General features: G+C 72.2%; 17 protein-coding genes and 1 pseudogene. 15 read left to right on the top strand and 3 right to left on the bottom strand.

Annotation, left to right across the window (positions count from 1 at the left end):
* Positions 1-91: 91 nt before the first annotated feature.
* From BQ6202_RS13410 to BQ6202_RS13380, 7 genes are all read left to right on the top strand, one after another.
* Positions 92-1,015 carry an alpha/beta hydrolase gene (locus tag BQ6202_RS13410; protein ID WP_143143739.1) on the top strand — a complete coding sequence of 308 codons (924 nt, stop codon included), beginning with the start codon at positions 92-94 and terminating at the stop codon, positions 1,013-1,015.
* Between the two features lie 58 nt (positions 1,016-1,073).
* On the top strand, positions 1,074-2,393 hold the full coding sequence (locus tag BQ6202_RS13405; RefSeq protein ID WP_083587363.1) for an MFS transporter: 1,320 nt from the start codon (positions 1,074-1,076) through the stop codon (positions 2,391-2,393).
* Positions 2,390-3,142: an SDR family NAD(P)-dependent oxidoreductase gene (locus BQ6202_RS13400; RefSeq protein WP_200792258.1), complete on the top strand. Its 753-nt coding sequence runs from the start codon at positions 2,390-2,392 to the stop codon at positions 3,140-3,142. Before BQ6202_RS13405 ends, BQ6202_RS13400 begins: the two co-directional genes overlap by 4 nt.
* Positions 3,139-3,948, top strand: a complete 810-nt coding sequence (locus tag BQ6202_RS13395) for an SDR family NAD(P)-dependent oxidoreductase (protein WP_072314879.1) — start codon at positions 3,139-3,141, stop codon at positions 3,946-3,948. Before BQ6202_RS13400 ends, BQ6202_RS13395 begins: the two co-directional genes overlap by 4 nt.
* A gap of 119 nt (positions 3,949-4,067) precedes the next feature.
* Entirely contained in the window at positions 4,068-5,486 is a 1,419-nt protein-coding gene (locus BQ6202_RS13390; RefSeq protein WP_072314878.1) for a phytoene desaturase family protein, read from the top strand.
* A gap of 104 nt (positions 5,487-5,590) precedes the next feature.
* Positions 5,591-5,809: a hypothetical protein gene (locus tag BQ6202_RS13385; protein ID WP_072314877.1), complete on the top strand. Its 219-nt coding sequence runs from the start codon at positions 5,591-5,593 to the stop codon at positions 5,807-5,809.
* Between the two features lie 33 nt (positions 5,810-5,842).
* Positions 5,843-7,321: a lipase maturation factor family protein gene (locus tag BQ6202_RS13380; protein WP_072314876.1), complete on the top strand. Its 1,479-nt coding sequence runs from the start codon at positions 5,843-5,845 to the stop codon at positions 7,319-7,321.
* A gap of 9 nt (positions 7,322-7,330) precedes the next feature.
* Here the strand turns inward: BQ6202_RS13380 and BQ6202_RS13375 are convergent, their stop codons facing one another.
* Genes BQ6202_RS13375 through BQ6202_RS13365 form a run of 3 tightly spaced genes read right to left on the bottom strand, consistent with a single transcriptional unit; the run spans position 7,331 to position 10,558 of the window.
* A complete protein-coding gene (locus tag BQ6202_RS13375; protein WP_072314875.1) occupies positions 7,331-8,119 on the bottom strand; it encodes a sulfite exporter TauE/SafE family protein in 789 nt (262 codons plus the stop codon).
* Between the two features lie 31 nt (positions 8,120-8,150).
* Positions 8,151-9,509: an MFS transporter gene (locus BQ6202_RS13370; RefSeq protein ID WP_072314874.1), complete on the bottom strand. Its 1,359-nt coding sequence runs from the start codon at positions 9,507-9,509 to the stop codon at positions 8,151-8,153.
* Between the two features lie 20 nt (positions 9,510-9,529).
* Positions 9,530-10,558, bottom strand: a complete 1,029-nt coding sequence (locus BQ6202_RS13365) for an MBL fold metallo-hydrolase (RefSeq protein ID WP_072314873.1) — start codon at positions 10,556-10,558, stop codon at positions 9,530-9,532.
* A gap of 94 nt (positions 10,559-10,652) precedes the next feature.
* Here BQ6202_RS13365 and BQ6202_RS13360 point away from each other — a divergent pair, with 94 nt between their 5' ends.
* The 8 genes and pseudogenes from BQ6202_RS13360 to BQ6202_RS13330 all read left to right on the top strand — a co-directional run bounded on the left by BQ6202_RS13360 (position 10,653) and on the right by BQ6202_RS13330 (position 16,767).
* A complete protein-coding gene (locus tag BQ6202_RS13360) occupies positions 10,653-11,564 on the top strand; it encodes a LysR substrate-binding domain-containing protein (RefSeq protein WP_072314872.1) in 912 nt (303 codons plus the stop codon).
* A gap of 37 nt (positions 11,565-11,601) precedes the next feature.
* Positions 11,602-12,813, top strand: a complete 1,212-nt coding sequence (locus BQ6202_RS13355; RefSeq protein WP_072314871.1) for a YncE family protein — start codon at positions 11,602-11,604, stop codon at positions 12,811-12,813.
* Positions 12,814-12,910: 97 nt separating this feature from the next.
* Positions 12,911-13,417: pseudogene (locus tag BQ6202_RS15215) on the top strand (NAD(P)-binding domain-containing protein); the annotation flags it as partial.
* Entirely contained in the window at positions 13,415-13,831 is a 417-nt protein-coding gene (locus BQ6202_RS15210; protein WP_268753770.1) for an NAD-binding protein, read from the top strand. The pseudogene BQ6202_RS15215 and the gene BQ6202_RS15210, both read left to right, overlap by 3 nt.
* A gap of 56 nt (positions 13,832-13,887) precedes the next feature.
* Positions 13,888-14,241 carry a putative quinol monooxygenase gene (locus BQ6202_RS13345; RefSeq protein WP_072314870.1) on the top strand — a complete coding sequence of 118 codons (354 nt, stop codon included), beginning with the start codon at positions 13,888-13,890 and terminating at the stop codon, positions 14,239-14,241.
* A 104-nt stretch (positions 14,242-14,345) separates the two neighbouring features.
* Positions 14,346-15,224: a sugar phosphate isomerase/epimerase family protein gene (locus BQ6202_RS13340; RefSeq protein WP_072314869.1), complete on the top strand. Its 879-nt coding sequence runs from the start codon at positions 14,346-14,348 to the stop codon at positions 15,222-15,224.
* A gap of 17 nt (positions 15,225-15,241) precedes the next feature.
* Positions 15,242-16,033 carry an SDR family NAD(P)-dependent oxidoreductase gene (locus BQ6202_RS13335; RefSeq protein ID WP_072314868.1) on the top strand — a complete coding sequence of 264 codons (792 nt, stop codon included), beginning with the start codon at positions 15,242-15,244 and terminating at the stop codon, positions 16,031-16,033.
* A gap of 50 nt (positions 16,034-16,083) precedes the next feature.
* Positions 16,084-16,767: a GntR family transcriptional regulator gene (locus BQ6202_RS13330; RefSeq protein ID WP_072314867.1), complete on the top strand. Its 684-nt coding sequence runs from the start codon at positions 16,084-16,086 to the stop codon at positions 16,765-16,767.
* The last annotated feature ends 4 nt before the right edge of the window (positions 16,768-16,771 follow it).

Below are 16,771 nucleotides of genomic sequence, written 5' to 3'. Positions count from 1 at the left end.
ATCGATCCTAGGGGCAACCGTCGTTGATCATTCGATCCTACCGAGCGACGCTGGCTCCACACCTTCTCGAAGACTCAAGGAAGAGCCAACGATGAACACCACGCACGCACCTGAGCAGCACGCCCGTTTCGACGCGACATCCGTCGAGTTCGGCGACCCCGACGCCCCACTGCGGGGAACGCTCTACCTGCCTGTCGGTGCAGAGAACGTGGCAGGGGTCGCACTCGGCCACGGCTGGGGCATGGTCGCAGGCGGCGACCTCGAGGACTACGCCAAGGTCATCGCGACCAAGGGCATCGCCGCACTCACCTTCGACTTCCGTCGACTCGGCAAGAGCGGAGGCGAGCCGCGGCAGGAGCTCGACCCCTTCGATCAGATCGAGGACTATCGCAACGCCGTCACCTTCCTCGGCGCTCAAGTGGGCGTCGCCGCTGCGCGGATCGGCGTCTGGGGCTCCAGCTACAGCGGCGGCCACGTGCTGGTCGTCGGAGCCACGGACAGCCGCGTCCGTGCTGTCGTGTCACAAGTCCCGACAATCAGCGGCTATGCCGCCGGTCTTCGGAAGACGGCACCCGATCGCCTCGCGACGCTCCACGAGCGATTCCACGCGGACCGCGCAGCGCGACTGCGGGGCGAGCCGCCCACCATGATCACCTCGGTCAGCGCCGATCCCGACGCACCCGTCGCCTACCCCGGCCCGGATTCTCACGGCTACATGATCGGGCAATCGGAGCGCTGCCCCGAGTGGCGGAACGAGTCGACCCTGAAGTCGTTGGAGCTCGCGCGCACGTACGAGCCAGGCGCGTGGATCGATCGGATCGGGCCGAAGGCACTGCTGATGATCGTCGCCTCGGCCGATAAGCAGACACCCACAGACCTACAGCTCGCCGCATTCAACCGCGCGCTCGAGCCGAAGCGCCTCGAGATCCTCGACGGCGGCCACTACCGCGCCTACACCGAGGAGTTCGAGCGCACCTCGACCGCAGCGGCCGAGTGGTTCGCCGAGCACCTCTGATCCCCCCCTCCCCACCCTCAACAATGGATCCCCACCCTCAACAATGGAGTTGACGACCATGACCACCCCCACCACCGCGAGCTCGACCGTCGAGCTCGACCTCCGCTCCCGGCTGCGCTCGTTGCGCGCCGCCGTCGCCGGCAACGTGCTCGAGTGGTTCGACTGGACCCTGTACGCGACCTTCGCCGTCTACCTGGGCGCGAGCTTCTTCGAGTCCACCGACCCCACCTCCGCGCTGCTGGCGACCCTCGCGGTCTTCGCTGCCGGCTTCATCGCCCGCCCCCTCGGCGGGCTCCTATTCGGCCGCCTGGGCGACCGCATCGGTCGCAAGCGAGCGCTCATCCTGACGATGATGACCATGGCGCTCGCGAGCCTCGCCATCGCGCTCATCCCGTCGTTCGAGCAGATCGGCGTGTGGGCGTCGGTGCTGCTGACCGCCGCTCGGCTGCTGCAGGGCCTCGCCCACGGCGGCGAGTCAGGCGTCTCCTACACCTATGTCGCGGAGATCTCTCCGGCGAAGCATCGCGGCCTCTGGTCGAGCTCGGTCTTCGTCAGCGTCACGATCGGCGTGATGCTCGCGACGCTGACCGGCGTCGTGCTGACCGCTATCTTCTCCGAGGCGGACATGGGCTCGTTCGGCTGGCGCATCGGCTTCGCGATCGGCGCGCTGCTGGGCCTGTATGCGCTGTACCTCCGGCGGGCGGCCTCCGAGAGCCCCGTCTTCGAGCACGGCGAGCAGGAGCAGGAGGTGCAGGAGCAGGACGCGCCGAACGCCTCTCCCCGCGCGGTGGCGCTGATCGTCGCGAAGGTGGTGCTGTTCTCGGCTGCGTCGAATGTCGCGTACTACACCTGGGTCACGTTCGCGCCGAGCTTCGCGATCGCGAACCACGGCATGGAGCCGAACGGCGCGTTCGTCGCGAGCCTGCTCGCACAGTGCGTCGTGCTGCTGCTGCTGCCCTTGTTCGGGCACCTCGCCGACCGCTTCGGGCGCAAGCCGATGCTCGCCGTCTACGGGATCGGGGTGGTCGTGGTGGCCTTCCCCGTCCACTGGATCCTCGGCAGCGAGCCGTGGACGCTGTTCGTCTCCCAGGGCATCGGGCTCGCGGTGTGGGCGATCGTGGCGTCGATCTACCCGACGCTGATCGCGGAGCAGATGCCCACGAAGCAGCGCGCGCTCGGCGTCGGCCTGCTCAGCTCGCTCTCGGTCGCGATCTTCGGCGGCACCGCGCCCTACCTCAACACGTGGCTCACCTCCATCGGCATGAGCTGGCTGTTCTCCGTGTGGGTCATGTTCCTCGGCCTGCTCGCCGTCGTCGCGGCGGTCATCATCCGCGAGACCCGCGGCGTCGAGCTCACCGAGATCGAGGCTGCCCCGTGACGGCGGCGATCGACCTGAGCGCCGGCGATCTCAGCGGCAAGGTCGCCGTCGTGTCCGGTGCCGCCGGCGCCATCGGCACGGCGATCGTGGAGGGCCTCGCCGCGCGAGGTGCGACGGTCGTCGGTACCGACCGGGAGGCCGCGGGACGCGGCGCGCCGCAAGGCACGGAGCTGCGACGGCTCGACGTCACCGACGTCGCAGCGGTGCGCTCGCTCGCCGACGCCATCGTGGAGCAGCACGGGTCTATCGATATCTGGGTCAACAACGCGGGCTACCTCCAGCGCACGCCTGCGCTCGAGGTCGAGCCCGAGGCGTGGCAGCGCACCATCGACGTCAACCTCACCGCCACCTTCTTCGGCGCGCAGGCCGCCGCGCGCCACATGGTGCGTCAGGGTGCTGGCGCGATCGTGAACCTGTCGAGCTATGCGGGCTTCACCGCACGCCCGCAATGCCCTGACTACGCCGCCGCGAAGGCAGGAGTGGCTCACCTGACCGCCTGCCTCGCGACGGAGTGGGGCAGCGCGGGCGTCCGCGTGAATGCCGTGGCACCGGGCTACATCCTGACGCCAATGAGCGCCTGGATGCACGACGATCCCGACGAGCGCGACGCGCTGCTGAGCGGCACCCCCCTGCCCCGCCTCGGCACTACGAGCGAGGTGGCGGATGCGGTCGCCTACCTCGTCAGCGACCAGTCGAGCTACGTCACAGGCCACACCCTCTTCGTCGACGGCGGGAAGGCGCGCGCATGAGCGCTGAGACGGAGGACCGGGCGTTCTTCTCTGGCGGCACCTTCGTGGTGACCGGTGCTGGCCGCGGCCAGGGCGCGGCGGAGGTCGCCCTGCTGCTCGAGGCCGGTGCGGCGGTGGTCGCCGTCGACCGCGACCCGATCGCGACGGGGTGGGCGGCTGATGCGTCGATCGTCGAGGGCGACGTCAGCGACGAGCGGACGTGGGAGCGCGTGGCCACCGCGATCGGGGGGCGGCCGCTGCGAGGCCTCGTCAACAACGCGGGCGTCACGCTGCGGAAGACGGTGACCGAGACGAGCCTCCCGGAATGGGAGCGCCTGCTGGGCATCAACCTCTCCGGCGCGTTCCTCGGCATCAGGAGGCTCGGGCCGCTGATGCCTGCGGGCGGCTCGATCGTGAACGTGAGCTCGACCGCTGGGGCGACCGGCTACTTCAGCGCGGCCTACACGGCCAGCAAGTGGGGCCTGCGTGGCTTGACGAAGGCGGCCGCGATCGAGTTCGCGCCGCACGGCGTGCGCGTGAACGCGGTGCTTCCCGGACTGGTCGACACCCCGATGGCGTTGACCCAGCACAGCGGGCTTGATGATGCGGACGCACGTGGCTTCTACGAGGGCAACCGGGAGCTCACACCGCTCGGCCGCGGCGCGGATCCGCGGGAGATCGCACGTTCGGTCCTCTTCTTGCTGAGCCCGGCCTCCTCGTTCATCACCGGAGCGGATCTGGCGGTCGATGGCGGCATGCTGGGCGCCGGGATCTACTCCGTGATCGGGCGGCGCGCAGGCAAGGTCACCGCGACGGAACGCGCATAGCGGAGGGGCTGCCCTGTCGGGGCAGCGCGGCGACCAGTGGCCGATGAGCCGCGAGCATGCCGCACGCGACTGAGAGGCGCCCGCTTGCACGCGTCAGGGCACCGCGAGAGGCTGGGGCGATGACCACCGCGACGATCGTCGGCGCCGGGCCCAACGGGCTCACCGCCGCCGCGGTCCTCGCCCGCGCCGGGCTCGACGTCACGGTGCTCGAGCGGCTCGACACGATCGGCGGTGCCGTCGCATCCGCCCCCGCGTTCGGCGACCAGGCGCTGATCGACCTGGGTGCCGCCGCGCATCCGTTCGGGGTCACGAGCCACGCGTTCCGCGAGCTCGGGCTCGAGCAGCACGGCCTCGAGTGGGTGCACGCCGACTACCCGATGGCGCATCCGCTGCCCGGTGGCCGCGCGGCGATCCTGCACCGCGACGCCGAGCAGACCGCGCGCGAGCTCGGCGTCGACCGCGATGCCTGGCTGCGCCTGCACAAGCCTGCGACCGACGATCCCTTCGGCACCTCCGAGGCGATCATGGGCCCGCTGCTGCGCTGGCCCGAGGACCCGCTGCTGCTCGCCCGCTTCGGGCTGCGCGGCGCGTGGCCGTCGACGACGCTCGCGCGCACCGTCTTCCGCTCCGGCGCCGCGCAGGCACTCTTCTCGGGCAGCGTCACCCACGCGACCCTGCCGCTCGGCTACCCGCTCACGAGCGCCTTCGGCGTCGCCTTCGGCGGTGTCGGCCACTCGGCCGGGTGGCCGTTCGCGAAGGGCGGCTCGCAGTCGATCGCGGATGCGCTGGCGCGCGTCGCAGAGGCAGCCGGTGCCCGCATCCAGACCGGTGTCGAAGTGCACGATCTCCGCGACGTGCCGGGCGACGTGGTGCTGCTCGACCTCACCCCGCATCAGGTGGCGCGGATCGCGGGCGAGCAGCTCGGCGGCCCCTACGCCAAGCGCATGCAGAACTGGCGGTACGGCCCGGCGGTGTCGAAGCTCGACCTGCTGCTCGACGGCCCCATCCCCTGGGAGGACGAGCGCGTCGCCCGCGCCGGCACCGTGCACCTCGGCGGGGCGATGCGCGAGATCGCGGCCGCCGAGCACGACGTCGCCGTCGGGCGCATGCCCGCGGAGCCGTTCGTGCTGCTCACCCAGCCCACCGTGGCCGAGCCCGAGCGGGCTCCCGCCGGCAAGCACCTCGTGTGGGCGTACGCGCACGTGCCGTTCGGCTGGCCGGGCGACGCATCCGCCGCCATCGAGGCGCAGATCGAGCGCTTCGCGCCGGGGTTCCGCGACAGGATCCTCGAGCGGCGCCCCGCGACGCCCGCCGCGCTCGAGCTGTGGAACCCGAACCTCGTCGGCGGCTCGATCGGCGGCGGCACGCTCGCGGGCACGCAGCAGCTGGCGCGGCCCCGACCGATCGACCCCTACCGCGTGCCCGTCACCGGCCGAAGCGGTCGGGTCTACCTCTGCTCGTCGTCGGCCCCGCCCGGCGGTGGCGCGCACGGCATGAGCGGCTGGCACGCGGCGCACGCGGCGCTGCGCGCGCTCTGACGACGCGCGACCTGTAGCGCCGCGTCAGCCGCTGCCGCTACCGTGCAGGCACGGCGGCGGCACCCCATCCGGGTGCGCTCGAGCCTGACACCGGAGGTGGACGCATGGGTGCAGTGGACGACCTGGCCAACAAGGCCAAGGAGTTCGTCGAGGCGAACAAGGAGCAGATCGACGAGGCCCTCAAGAGCGAGCAGGCCGAGGACATCAGCGACAACGTGCTGCGTGCGGTCGCCGAGAAGGCCAACGAGGTCACCGGCGGCCACCACGTCGACAAGATCGAGGATGTGCGGGCGAACATCGACGGCAAGATCGGCAACCAGTAGCGGTGCATCACGAGGGGTGCGGGGAGTCGAGCCATGGAGTGGGCGCTGATCACCACCTGGCTCGACGCCCCGCACGCCGAGCTCGCCCGCCAGGTGCTGCAGCGCGGCATCGCGGCCGTCTTCGCCGTCGCCTTCCTCTCGACGCTGCTGCAGTTCCCCGCGCTGCTCGGTGAGCGCGGCCTGATGCCCGCCACGCGCGTCGTCGACTCCGGCGCGCTCCGCACCCAGCCATCCCTCTTCCGCTGGGGCTACTCCGACCGGCGCCTGCGCATCCTCTGCCTCATCGCCATCGCGATCGCCCTCGCGCTCGTCGCGGGTCTGCCGCAGCTCGGCCCCCCGTGGGTCCCGATGCTCGCGTTCCTCGCGCTCTGGATCGGCTACCTCTCGATCCTCCCCATCGGCCAGGTCTTCTACGGCTTCGGCTGGGAGCTGCTGCTGTGCGAGGCGGGGTTCCTCGCCGCGTTCCTCGGTTCGAGCGCGACCGCTCCTCCGACGCTCGCGCTGCTCCTCATCGTCTGGCTCGTCTTCCGGCTCGAGTTCGGCGCTGGCATGATCAAGATCCGCGGCGGGCGCGAGTGGCGCGACCTCACGGCACTGACCTATCACCACGAAACGCAGCCGATGCCGGGGCCACTGAGCCGCTGGGCGCACCTGCTGCCGCGCTGGTTCCACCGGGGCGAGGTGCTCGGCAACCACGTGGCGCAGCTCGCGGTCCCGTGGCTGCTGTTCGCGATAGTGGTGCCGCATCCGGTCGCGGCGGCCATCGCGAGCGCCGCGGCCGCCGTCGTGATCCTGACGCAGCTGTGGCTCGTGCTGACCGGCAACTTCGCCTGGCTCAACTGGATCACGATCGTGCTCGCCTTCGCCGCCGTCGACGACCGCGCGGTCGCCTGGCTCGTGCCCGCCGTGCCCGCCACGCACGCCTACGCCCCGACGCCGCTGTGGTGGAGCATCCTCGTCGCCCTCGTCTTCCTCGCCTACGCCTGGCTGTCGATCCCTGCGGTGCGCAATCTCGCTTCGCGCCGCCAGCTGATGAACGCATCGTTCAACAGGCTGCGCCTCGCCAACGCGTACGGCGCCTTCGGCACCGTGACGAAGGCGCGCGACGAGATCGTCATCGAGGGCGCAGCGTTCGACGAGGCGAGAGGGGCGGATGCGCCGGCCGACGACGAGTGGGTCGAGTACGGCTTCAAGGGCAAGCCGGGCGACGTGCGGCGCGTGCCGGGTTGGTTCGCGCCGTACCACCTGCGGCTCGACTGGCTGATGTGGTTCCTGGCGCTCGGCTCCTACGGCCGCTGGTTCGAGGTGCTGCTCGAGCGGCTGCTGGAGGCCGACCGGGCGACGCTGCGGCTGCTCGGCCGCGATCCCTTCCGAGGGGAGCGGCCGCAGTGGGTGCGCGCCCGCGTCTACCGCTACCGCTTCGCGACGCGCGCCGAGCGGCGGGCCACGGGCCAGGTGTGGATGCGCGAGGACCGCGGCCTGCTCGTCGCACCGATGCGCCGGCACCGCTGAGCCGCGACCTCAGCGACCGCGCCCCTCCCGCACCGACTGCCACACGCTCCAGGCGAGCACGCCGGCGAGGAAGACCGCGAACAGCACGGTGGCGGTGGCCGCCGAGAGCGCTGCCGCAACGATCGCGCCGAGCGCGCTCGTGGTGCACGCCGCGACCCCCACCACGATCGCGGCCGGCAGATCGACCGTGTGACGCACGAGGTTGCCGACCGTGCCGGAGATCGCCGACGGCACGATCGTCAGCAGCGACGTGCCCTTCGCGACCAGGTCGCTGGCGCCGAACAGCAGCATCAGCGCCGGCACGATGAGCACGCCTCCGCCGACGCCGAGCACGCCGGAGAGCGCACCGACGGCGAAGCCGAGGAGCACGAGGCCCGCGATCGTCCAGGGCGTCAGCGCGATCCCGGCATCACGGGTCGGCACGGTCAGCAGCAGCTGAGCGATGACGACGCAGACGAAGGCGACGAAGAGCCAGCGGCCGACGACCGCCGGCACGCGCACGAGCAGCCACGACCCGAGCTGCGCACCGCCGACGGCACCGAGCGCCAGCAGCCCGCCGGCCACCAGGTCGAGCGCGCCGAGCGCCGCATAGGAGACGGCGCCGGCGGCAGCGGTCGGCACGATGGCGGCGAGCGACGTCGCCGCGGCCCTCCGGCCATCCATGCCCGCGAGCGCGATCAGGGCCGGCACCAGCACGATGCCGCCGCCGACCCCGAACAGGCCGGAGAGGAAGCCGGCGGCGAGCCCCAGGCTCGCGAGCACGAGCCACGCGGTCGCACGCCGGCCGCCTCCCCTCATCGCGCCTCCGCCGTGACGCGGCCCTGCCCGGTCACGCGGGCTGGTGGATGTCGCGATCCTTGCTCTCGGGTGTCAGCAGGACCGCGGCGGCACTGGCCGCGAGCACGATCATCCAGAAGACGCCGACCGTCCAGCTCGCGCCGAACGCCAGCATCAGGCCCGTCGCGATGAGCGGCGAGAAGCCGGCGCCGACGGTCGAGGCCGTCTGGTACGACGCGGATGCGCCGGTGAAGCGCAGCGAGGTCGGGAACTGCTCGGCGACGAACGCGCCGATCGGCCCGTAGACGAGGCCCTGCACGAGGCCGTTGCCGAGCACGATCGCGAGGGCGAAGCCCCAGACGGTGCCGCTCTCGAGCAGCCCCATGATGGGCAGCGCGAGCAGGATGCCGAGACCGCAGCCGATCGCGACGATCAGGCGGCGCCCGAACCGGTCGCTCAGCTTGCCGGCGAGGATCGAGACGATGACGGTGACGACGGCCGCGGCGGCCTTCCACGCCAGCACGCCCGTCGCATCCGCCCCGTTGCCGACTGCCTGCGAGACGCCCCAGACCGTCATGAGGCCCTGGCTGGTGGTGAAGGCGAGCACCGCGATAAAGGCGATCAGGATCGCGCGCCAGTGGCTGCGCACCACCTCGACGATCGGGGCGCGGCGGCGGGAGCCGATCTCCTCCAGGCGCTGGAACATCGGGGTCTCGGCGACGCGCAGCCGGATCACGAGGCCGACGGCGAGCAGCGCGATGCTCATCAGGAACGGCACGCGCCAGCCCCAGGAGAGGAACTCCTCCTCGGGCAGCATCGAGAAGAGGCCGAGCATCACCGTCGCCAGCACCGCGCCGACGGGCCCACCGGCGTTGGCGAAGCTCGCGGCGAGGCCGCGGCTCCGCTTCGGCGCGTGCTCGAGGGCGACGAGGATCGCGCCGCCCCACTCGCCGCCGACGGAGATGCCCTGCACGACGCGGAGCAGCACGAGCGCGATCGGCGCGATGATGCCGACCTGGTCGGTGGGCGGCAGCAGGCCCATGACCGTCGAGGCGATGCCCATCAGCATCATCGTCAGGATCAGCACACCCTTGCGGCCGCGGGTGTCGCCGAAGTGGCCGAAGATGATGCCGCCGAGCGGGCGCGCGAGGTAGCCGACGGCGAAGGTCGCGAACGAGGCGAAGACGGCGAAGCCGGGGCCGAGGTCCTCGAAGAAGATGCGGTTGAAGACGATGCTCGCCGCGGTGGCGTAGAGGATGAAGTCGTAGAACTCGATCATCGAGCCCATGAAGCTCGACGCGAGCACGCGGCGCATGTCACGCGTGGTCATCGACAGCTGGGTGCCATCGGCGTTCGTCGTCGCCGGCATCGGGGCCTCTGGTGCGGGGGTGGATGTGGTGGAGCTGGTCATCGTCGACCGTGCCTTTCGTATCAGACGGCGAGCTGCCGCTGGCGGGTGAAGGTGTAGCGCGCGAGGTCCTGCGTGATCACCGGCGCGGGGTCCAGCTCGGCGGCGAGCGCCTGCCAGCGGGCGAGCGCGGTGCTGCCGGGCACGAGGTGGTGCAGCAGCAGCTGGCCGACGTCGGCCTCGCGGGCGATGGCCGCGGCCTCGAGGACGCTCGTGTGCGACTTGCGGTGGTGGTCGCGGGATGCGCGGGCCGTCGCGTCGGACGTATCGCCGTACTGCGCATCGACCCAGTCGAAGTCGATCGCCTCGTGCAGCAGCAGGTCGGCGCCCTCGGCCAGCCGCACCATGTTCGCGGTCCTCGCGGTGTCGCCGGAGATCGCGATCGACCCCTCGTCGCTCGTGATCCGGAACCCGAAGGCGGGCGCGATGGGCGGATGCTCGACGAGCGTCGCGTCGACGCGCACGCGGTCGTCCTCGAAGACGGTGAAGGGCGCCATCGCGGGGGTGGCGCAGGTGTTCGGGTGGTAGCCGATGCCGCCGGGGATCGCGATGTCGCGAGCATCGAACAGGTCGCGCGGCGCCGGGCGCAGCGCGTCGAGCACGCGATCGTTGAGGTCGGTGGCGTGGGCCTCCATCAGCAGGCGGAACATGTCGGCCGTGCCGGGCGTCGGCAGGTGCGGCGCGACCGGCTGCGGTGCGATGGTCGCGCGCGGCGACACCGGCGGCAGCTCGCCGCGGTCGCCGGGACCGACGATGGGGATGCGGCCGAGCTGCGGATCGCGGGAGAACATGCCGAACAGCGCGATGTTCGCGAGGTCGGTGGTGTGGTCGGAGTGCAGGTGCGTCAGGAAGATGCCGCCGAGGTCGTCCATGGCGATGCCGGCGCGCTGCAGCTGGCGACCGGCCCCGATGCCCGCATCGACGAGGTAGGCGCGGCCGCCGACCACGACGGCGGTCGCGATGCCGGCGCGGTTGCCGCCGTCGACCGGATCCCACCAGCGCGGCCCTCCGGCCGTGCCGAGGGTCACCACGTGGGCTTGCTGCGCTGTCATCGTCGACCTCCTGCGTCGTTGCTCCCGCAAGCGTGGCGCGGCGCGCGACCATCTGAACAGCAGAAAGTGCAGAACATCCTCTTAGGCTGTGGTTATGGTGCAGCCGACGCTCCGACAGCTCGAGTACTTCGTCGCCGCGGTCGACGGCGGCAGCGTGACGGAGGCTGCGAGGCGCTGCGCCGCCTCGCAGGCCGCGGTGTCGTCAGCGCTCAGCGACCTCGAGCGCAGCCTGGGCCTGCGCGTGCTGTCGCGTCGAGCGGCCAAGGGTGTGCAGCTGACACCGAGCGGCGAGCAGATCCTGCCCATCGCCCGGCGCATCCTCGACGATGTCGAGGAGCTCGTCGCCGCAGCGGATGCGGAGCAGGGCGAGGTCGCGGGCCCGCTGCGAGTGGCATGCACGCTCGCGCTCTCGGCCCGGATGCTGCCGATGCTCGCGCAGCGCTTCGCCCAGCAGCACCCGCGCGTCGACCTCGAGCTCGTCGACGGCCTCGCGCTCGAGCTGCAGGAGCTGACGCTCTCTGGCGGCGCAGACGCGTGCATGCTCTACGCGCGGCAGCTGCGCCCGGGGTTCCGCACGGTGCGGATCCGCACGGCGCTCCCCTACGCCGTGCTGCCCGACGCGCATCCGCTCGCCGATCGCGACTCGGTCGAGCTCGCGGAGCTCGCCGACGAGCGGCTCATCATCGTGCAGCGCGCCGGTTCCCAGGGCGTCGTCGAAGCGCTCATGCAGGAGGCGGGCATCGCCCCGCACAGCACCTGGTCGTTCGCCAATCCCGAGACGGTGCGTGCGATGGTGGCGCACGGGCTGGGGTACTCGATCTTCAGCGGTCGAGGCTCTCACAGCGAGTCGTTCGACGGCCACGGCGTGCGCTTCGTGCGGCTCTCGGACCGGGTGACCCCGAACGAGGTGGTGCTCGCGGTGCCGAGCGATCGACCGCTGACGGCGCGGCTCGACGCGCTCGAGCGCGTGCTGCTCGCCTCGGCGACCGAGCCGATCGACGGCTGAGCCCTCCGGCCGCGCACGCGCCTGCCACGATGAGTGCATGCGGGCGAGACTCATGGCTGGCGTCGTCGCAGCGCTCGCGGCGGCGATGCTCGTGGGGTGCGCGCCCGGCGCGCTCGCTCCGACGCCCTCGGCATCACCGTTGGCACCGACGAGCGAGCCGACCCCGACGCCCTCGCCTTCCCCCGGCGCCGACGCCGCACCCGGGCCGCAGCCGGTGCTCCTGGCGACCCTCGCCGCATCCGATGCCCTCGCCGTCGTCGACCCGGATGCGACCGAGCCGCTGCTCGACCTGATCGAGGTCGGCGCCGCGCCGTGGGGCGTCGCCGCGCACGACGGCACCGCCTACGTCTCGACCGCCGAGGGCCTCGCGGTCGTCGACGTCGCCGCGGGCGAGCGCACGGCGCTCGTGCCCTACGAGCACCAGCCGACCGCGATCCAGTTCGGCGAGTACCGCGACGGCGGCCTCGGCATCGCCGTCTCCCCCGACGGCGACCGCGTCTATGTCGCCGTGCACGAGTGGCCGAACCCGGCCTGGCTCGAGGTCTTCGATGTCTCGGAGGGCGCCTTCGTCGAGAGCGTCGACGTGGGCGTGCGGCCCTTCGACGTGCTCGCCGACCCGGCCGGCGAGTGGGTCGCGACGGTCGACCACGACAGCTACACCGTCTCGCTCGTCGATCCGCGGTCGCTCGCGGTGCGCGCGATCGAGATCGCACCCTTCGGCAACCTCGGCTTCGCCGGCTGGGAGAAGCCGCACTACGCCTCGATCACCGCCGACGGCCGCATCGCGCTGCCCTACCAGGGCCTCGTCACCGTGCTCCTCGACCCGGCCACCGGCGAGACCGAGCGCCTCGAGACCACCGCGAACTCGCATCAGCACGGCATCGCGACCGCGCCCGACGGCACGCTCGTCACCGCCGGCACGGGCCCCTTCGGCACCGCGACCGGCGAGCCGAACGTGTCGTTCCTCGACCCCGCGACGGGCGACGAGCGCGTGATCCCGCTCGCGCATCCGCACGAGACGGTCGCGATCTGGCCCGCTCCGGCCGACGCCGCCACGACGGGCACAGGGGCGGATGCGGCGGCCGACGCCCCGGGGTGGGTCGCGGTGCTCGCGGGCGGCTTCACGCGCGACGGCTGGTGGGACGGCCTCACGGTCGTCGACCCGGCGACCGGCGACGTGCGCGAGATCCCGCTCGAGGGGCGGCCGCAGCACGTGACCACCGCATCGTTCGCGCCGGCGGAACCCTAGGCCGCCCATAGCCGGCGAACTCCCGCAGCGCGCACTGGAGCGGCGCGCACGACTTCGGTACGCTCATCACTGTTGACAGTTCGACACGAACCTTCGACACGAGAATGCGCAGCGCCAACGGAGGCGCCGCCGAGGAGGACACCGCATGACCGACTCCCCCATCACCTTCGTCGGGCTCGGCGCCATCGGCACACCCATGGCGCAGCGCGTCGCTGCCGCCGGCTTCGCCGTCACAGGCGTCGACACCTTCGACGCAGCTCGCGAGCGCGCCGCAGCGCTCGACATCCCGGCAGTGGCCTCGATCGCCGATGCGCCCGCCGCGGGCACCGTCGTCGTCATGGTCGCGACCCCCGACCAGCTCGACGCGCTCGTCGCCGAGGCGACCGCCGCATCCGTCGTCGCCGACCGCACGTGGGTCATCATGTCGACGGTCGGGCCGGATGCCGTGGCTCGCGCGGCCGAGCGCCTGACGACCGCGGGTGCCCGCGTCGTCGATGCGCCGGTGACGGGCGGCGTCGCGCGCGCGATGACGGGCGAGCTCGTGATCTTCGCGGCCGGCGCCGAGGCAGACCTGGCCACGGTCGCCGATCTGCTCGCCGCCATGGGCGCCGCGCGCGTCGTCGGTGCCGAGATCGGCAGGGGCCAGTCGGTCAAGGTCGTCAACCAGCACCTCTGCTCGGTGCACCTCGTGGCCGCCGCGGAGGCCCTCGCGCTCGGCGCATCGCTCGGGCTCGATCGCGCCGAGGTGCTCGACCTCGTCGCGGGCGGCGCCGCCGGCTCGTGGATGCTCAGCGACCGCGCGCCGCGCATGCTGCAGGGCGAGGACGCACCCGTGCTGAGCAGCATCGGCATCTTCGTGAAGGACTCCGGCCTCGTCGCCGACGCCGCCGCATCCGCCGGCGCCGAGGTGCCCGTGCTCGTCGCGGCGCGCGAGCGCCTCCTGCGGGCGGCGGATGCGGGGCTCGAGCGCCGCGACGACAGCAGCGTGATCGAGACCTATCCGTCGGCAGCGCACTGACCGGCTGCGCCAGCACCCACCACCGCACCAACCCCCCACACCTCAGGAGGAGCACCATGAGCACCGAGACCGTGCAGACCACCGACACGACGGACCAGCCCCTGGTCGTCACCGCATGCTTCCACCCGGCAGACGGCGCGCGCGACCGCGTGCTCGCCGCCATGGAGCGCGTGATCCCCCGCGTGCACGAGGAGGCGGGCTGCAACCTCTACGCGATCCAGGAGGCCGAGGACGGCACGATCATCATGATCGAGCACTGGGATTCGGCAGCGCTGCTCGACGAGCACGGCGCCGGCGCTCCGGTCGCCGACTTCAACGCAGAGCTCGAGGGCCTGCTCGCGAAGCCCGTCGAGGTCACGCGCTACCGCCCCCTCCCGGTCGGCGGCCGGAAGGGCATGGTCGTCGCCTGAGGTCTCTCGCGACACTCGCCGACGCAACTGTTGATTGTCAACAGTAGAACGTCATACACTGCGAGTGACGCCGACGATGGCCGACGGCGCGGGAGGAGACGACGATGTCGCTGCCCACACGGCTCGGATGCTCGACGATCACGTTCCAGCACCTGCCGCTCGCTGACGCGCTCACCGACATCGCGGCGCTCGGCGTCACCGAGATCGACCTCGGCGCGCTGCCCGGCGTCTGCGACCACGTGCCCTTCGACCTGGACGACGCGGCGATCGACCGCGTCGTCGCCGACCTCGCGGCCTCCGGCCTGACGGTCCGCAGCGTGAACAGCGACATCGGCGACCTCAACGATCCGGGCGCCGACGAGGCCGCGCGCGCGCAGCACCTCGACCGGCTGCTGCGGCTGACGGCAGCGATCGGTGCCCGCGCGCTCGTGCTGCCCTGCGGTGCGCTCGGGCACGAGCCCATCGAGGGTGAGGCCGCCGATCTCGACCGCGTGGCCTACGCACTGGCCACCGCCGCCGACGCCGCGCACGGCCACGGCGTCGAGCTGTGGATCGAGTCGCTGCACTACCTGCGCTTCAGCTGGGGCCGCGAGCGCGCCGACGCGCTGCACGCACGCCTCGACGCCGCCGGCGCTCGCGTCGGCATCGTGCTCGACGTCGCCCACGTGACCGCCGCAGGCGACGACCTGCCCAGCACGATCGCCCACTGGCAGGGTCGCATCGCCCACGTGCACCTGCGCGACGCCGTCCCTGGCGACTTCAGCCGCCGCATCGGCGAGGGCGACGTCGACTTCCCGGCCGCCTTCCGCGCGCTGGATGAGATCGGCTTCTCGGGCGCCTGCATCCTCGAGCAGCCCTCGCGCGCCTACGTCGACGACGCCACGAGCGCCGTCGAGGGCGATCGGCGCGAGGAGCTCGCCGGCATCGCCGACCGATCCATCACTCGCCTGCGCGATGCGATGGCCGCATCCGCCACCCTCTGAGCACCCAAGGAGCACCCATGACCGAGACCACCACCGCATCCGCCCCCCAGCGCACCGCGATCGTCACCGGCGCCACGAGCGAGCGCGGCATCGGCATGGCCGTCGCCGACCGCTACGCGCGCGAGGGCTGGGCCATCGTCGTCCTCGACCTCGACGCCGAGCGCTCGGCGCAGGTCGCGCGCGAGATCGGCGAGCGCAACGGCGTGCCCGCCTTCGGCACCGCCATCGACGTGGCCGACGAGGCTGCAGTCGCCGCCGCGCACGCCGCCGTGCAGGCCGAGGTCGACGCGGGACGCCTGCCCGTCGTGGGCGCCCTGGCCAATGTCGCGGGCATCACCTCGCCCGTGCCCTTCCTCGAGACGACGCTCGACCTCTGGAACACGGTCATGGCGGTCAACGCCACCGGCACCTACCTGGTCACGAAGGCCTTCCTGCCCGGCATGCTCGAGGCCGGCTGGGGCCGCATCGTCAACATGTCCTCGGTCTCCGCGCAGCGCGGCGGCGGCGTCTTCGGCAAGGTGCCCTACTCGGCCGCCAAGGCGGCGGTGCTCGGCTTCACGAAGGCGCTCGCACGCGAGATCGCCGACTCCGGCGTCACGATCAACTCGGTGACGCCCGGCGCTGTCGACACGAACATCCGCGTCGGCGCGACCGCTGAGTCGGAGGCGAAGCTCGCCGCCGACATCCCCATCGGCCGCGTCGCGTCGACCGACGAGATCGCCGCGGTCTTCACGTTCCTCTCCAGCCAGGACGCGGCCTACCTGCAGGGCACGAACATCGACATCAATGGCGCGAGCCACCTGCACTGAGCCCTGCTCGGCGCAGATCCCCCGATCGACGATTCAGGTACGGTGACCGCATGGCCCTCGATGCACAGTTCAGCACGCTCGGCGCGATCGAGCGCGTCACGAGGCGCGAGCTGATCCTCGACCGCCTGCGGGAGGCGGTGACGACCGGCGAGCTGCCGCAGGGCACGCACCTCGCCGAGACCGAGCTGAGCGCATCGCTCGGCGTCTCGCGCGGCACGCTGCGCGAGGCGCTGCGCCACCTCGAGGAGGAGGGGCTGCTCTCGAAGGACTCGCGGGGCCGCCTCTCGGTGCGCGTCGTCACCCCCGCCGAGGTTCGCGACATCTTCGAGGTGCGCTTCGCCCTCGAGTCGCTCGCGGCCGAGGCGGTCTGCGTGCGCGACGACCTCGACGTGATCGTCGGCGAGCTGCGCGTGGCGCTCGACCGGCTCGCGAAGAGCGAGGAGGGCCCGATCGCCGACCAGGTGGCCGCAGACCTCGCCTTCCACGAGCAGATCTGCATCGCGAGCGGCAACCAGACGCTCGTCGAGTCGTGGCGCCGCGTCAGTGGGCTCGCCCGCGCGGTCATCACCGCCGCGGGGCGCGACACCGCGATCGCCAACATGGCGGCCCGTCGTCACGAGCCGATCGTCGACGCGATCTCCTCGGGCGACGCGGGCGCGGTGCGGGAGGTGCTGCGCGAGCACAACGACAGCGCGCGAGAGACGATCATGGCGCGGCTCGACGCCGCAGCCTGACGCT

The sequence above is a fragment of the Agrococcus sp. Marseille-P2731 genome (assembly GCF_900117395.1).
Lineage (GTDB): Bacteria > Actinomycetota > Actinomycetes > Actinomycetales > Microbacteriaceae > Agrococcus.
This window is presented reverse-complemented; position numbering and strand designations above follow the sequence as displayed.

Bases quoted from the DNA above. Each gene is read 5' to 3' on its own strand.
- BQ6202_RS13380 (WP_072314876.1), top strand. From the start codon at position 5,843: ATGGAGTGGGCGCTGATCACCACCTGGCTCGACGCCCCGCACGCCGAG.
- BQ6202_RS13365 (WP_072314873.1), bottom strand. From the start codon at position 10,558: ATGACAGCGCAGCAAGCCCACGTGGTGACCCTCGGCACGGCCGGAGGG.
- BQ6202_RS13405 (WP_083587363.1), top strand. From the start codon at position 1,074: ATGACCACCCCCACCACCGCGAGCTCGACCGTCGAGCTCGACCTCCGC.
- BQ6202_RS13390 (WP_072314878.1), top strand. From the start codon at position 4,068: ATGACCACCGCGACGATCGTCGGCGCCGGGCCCAACGGGCTCACCGCC.
- BQ6202_RS15210 (WP_268753770.1), top strand. From the start codon at position 13,415: ATGGGCGCCGCGCGCGTCGTCGGTGCCGAGATCGGCAGGGGCCAGTCG.
- BQ6202_RS13385 (WP_072314877.1), top strand. From the start codon at position 5,591: ATGGGTGCAGTGGACGACCTGGCCAACAAGGCCAAGGAGTTCGTCGAG.
- BQ6202_RS13360 (WP_072314872.1), top strand. From the start codon at position 10,653: ATGGTGCAGCCGACGCTCCGACAGCTCGAGTACTTCGTCGCCGCGGTC.
- BQ6202_RS13375 (WP_072314875.1), bottom strand. From the start codon at position 8,119: ATGAGGGGAGGCGGCCGGCGTGCGACCGCGTGGCTCGTGCTCGCGAGC.
- BQ6202_RS13340 (WP_072314869.1), top strand. From the start codon at position 14,346: ATGTCGCTGCCCACACGGCTCGGATGCTCGACGATCACGTTCCAGCAC.
- BQ6202_RS13395 (WP_072314879.1), top strand. From the start codon at position 3,139: ATGAGCGCTGAGACGGAGGACCGGGCGTTCTTCTCTGGCGGCACCTTC.
- BQ6202_RS13410 (WP_143143739.1), top strand. From the start codon at position 92: ATGAACACCACGCACGCACCTGAGCAGCACGCCCGTTTCGACGCGACA.
- BQ6202_RS13345 (WP_072314870.1), top strand. From the start codon at position 13,888: ATGAGCACCGAGACCGTGCAGACCACCGACACGACGGACCAGCCCCTG.
- BQ6202_RS13355 (WP_072314871.1), top strand. From the start codon at position 11,602: ATGCGGGCGAGACTCATGGCTGGCGTCGTCGCAGCGCTCGCGGCGGCG.
- BQ6202_RS13335 (WP_072314868.1), top strand. From the start codon at position 15,242: ATGACCGAGACCACCACCGCATCCGCCCCCCAGCGCACCGCGATCGTC.
- BQ6202_RS13370 (WP_072314874.1), bottom strand. From the start codon at position 9,509: ATGACCAGCTCCACCACATCCACCCCCGCACCAGAGGCCCCGATGCCG.
- BQ6202_RS13330 (WP_072314867.1), top strand. From the start codon at position 16,084: ATGGCCCTCGATGCACAGTTCAGCACGCTCGGCGCGATCGAGCGCGTC.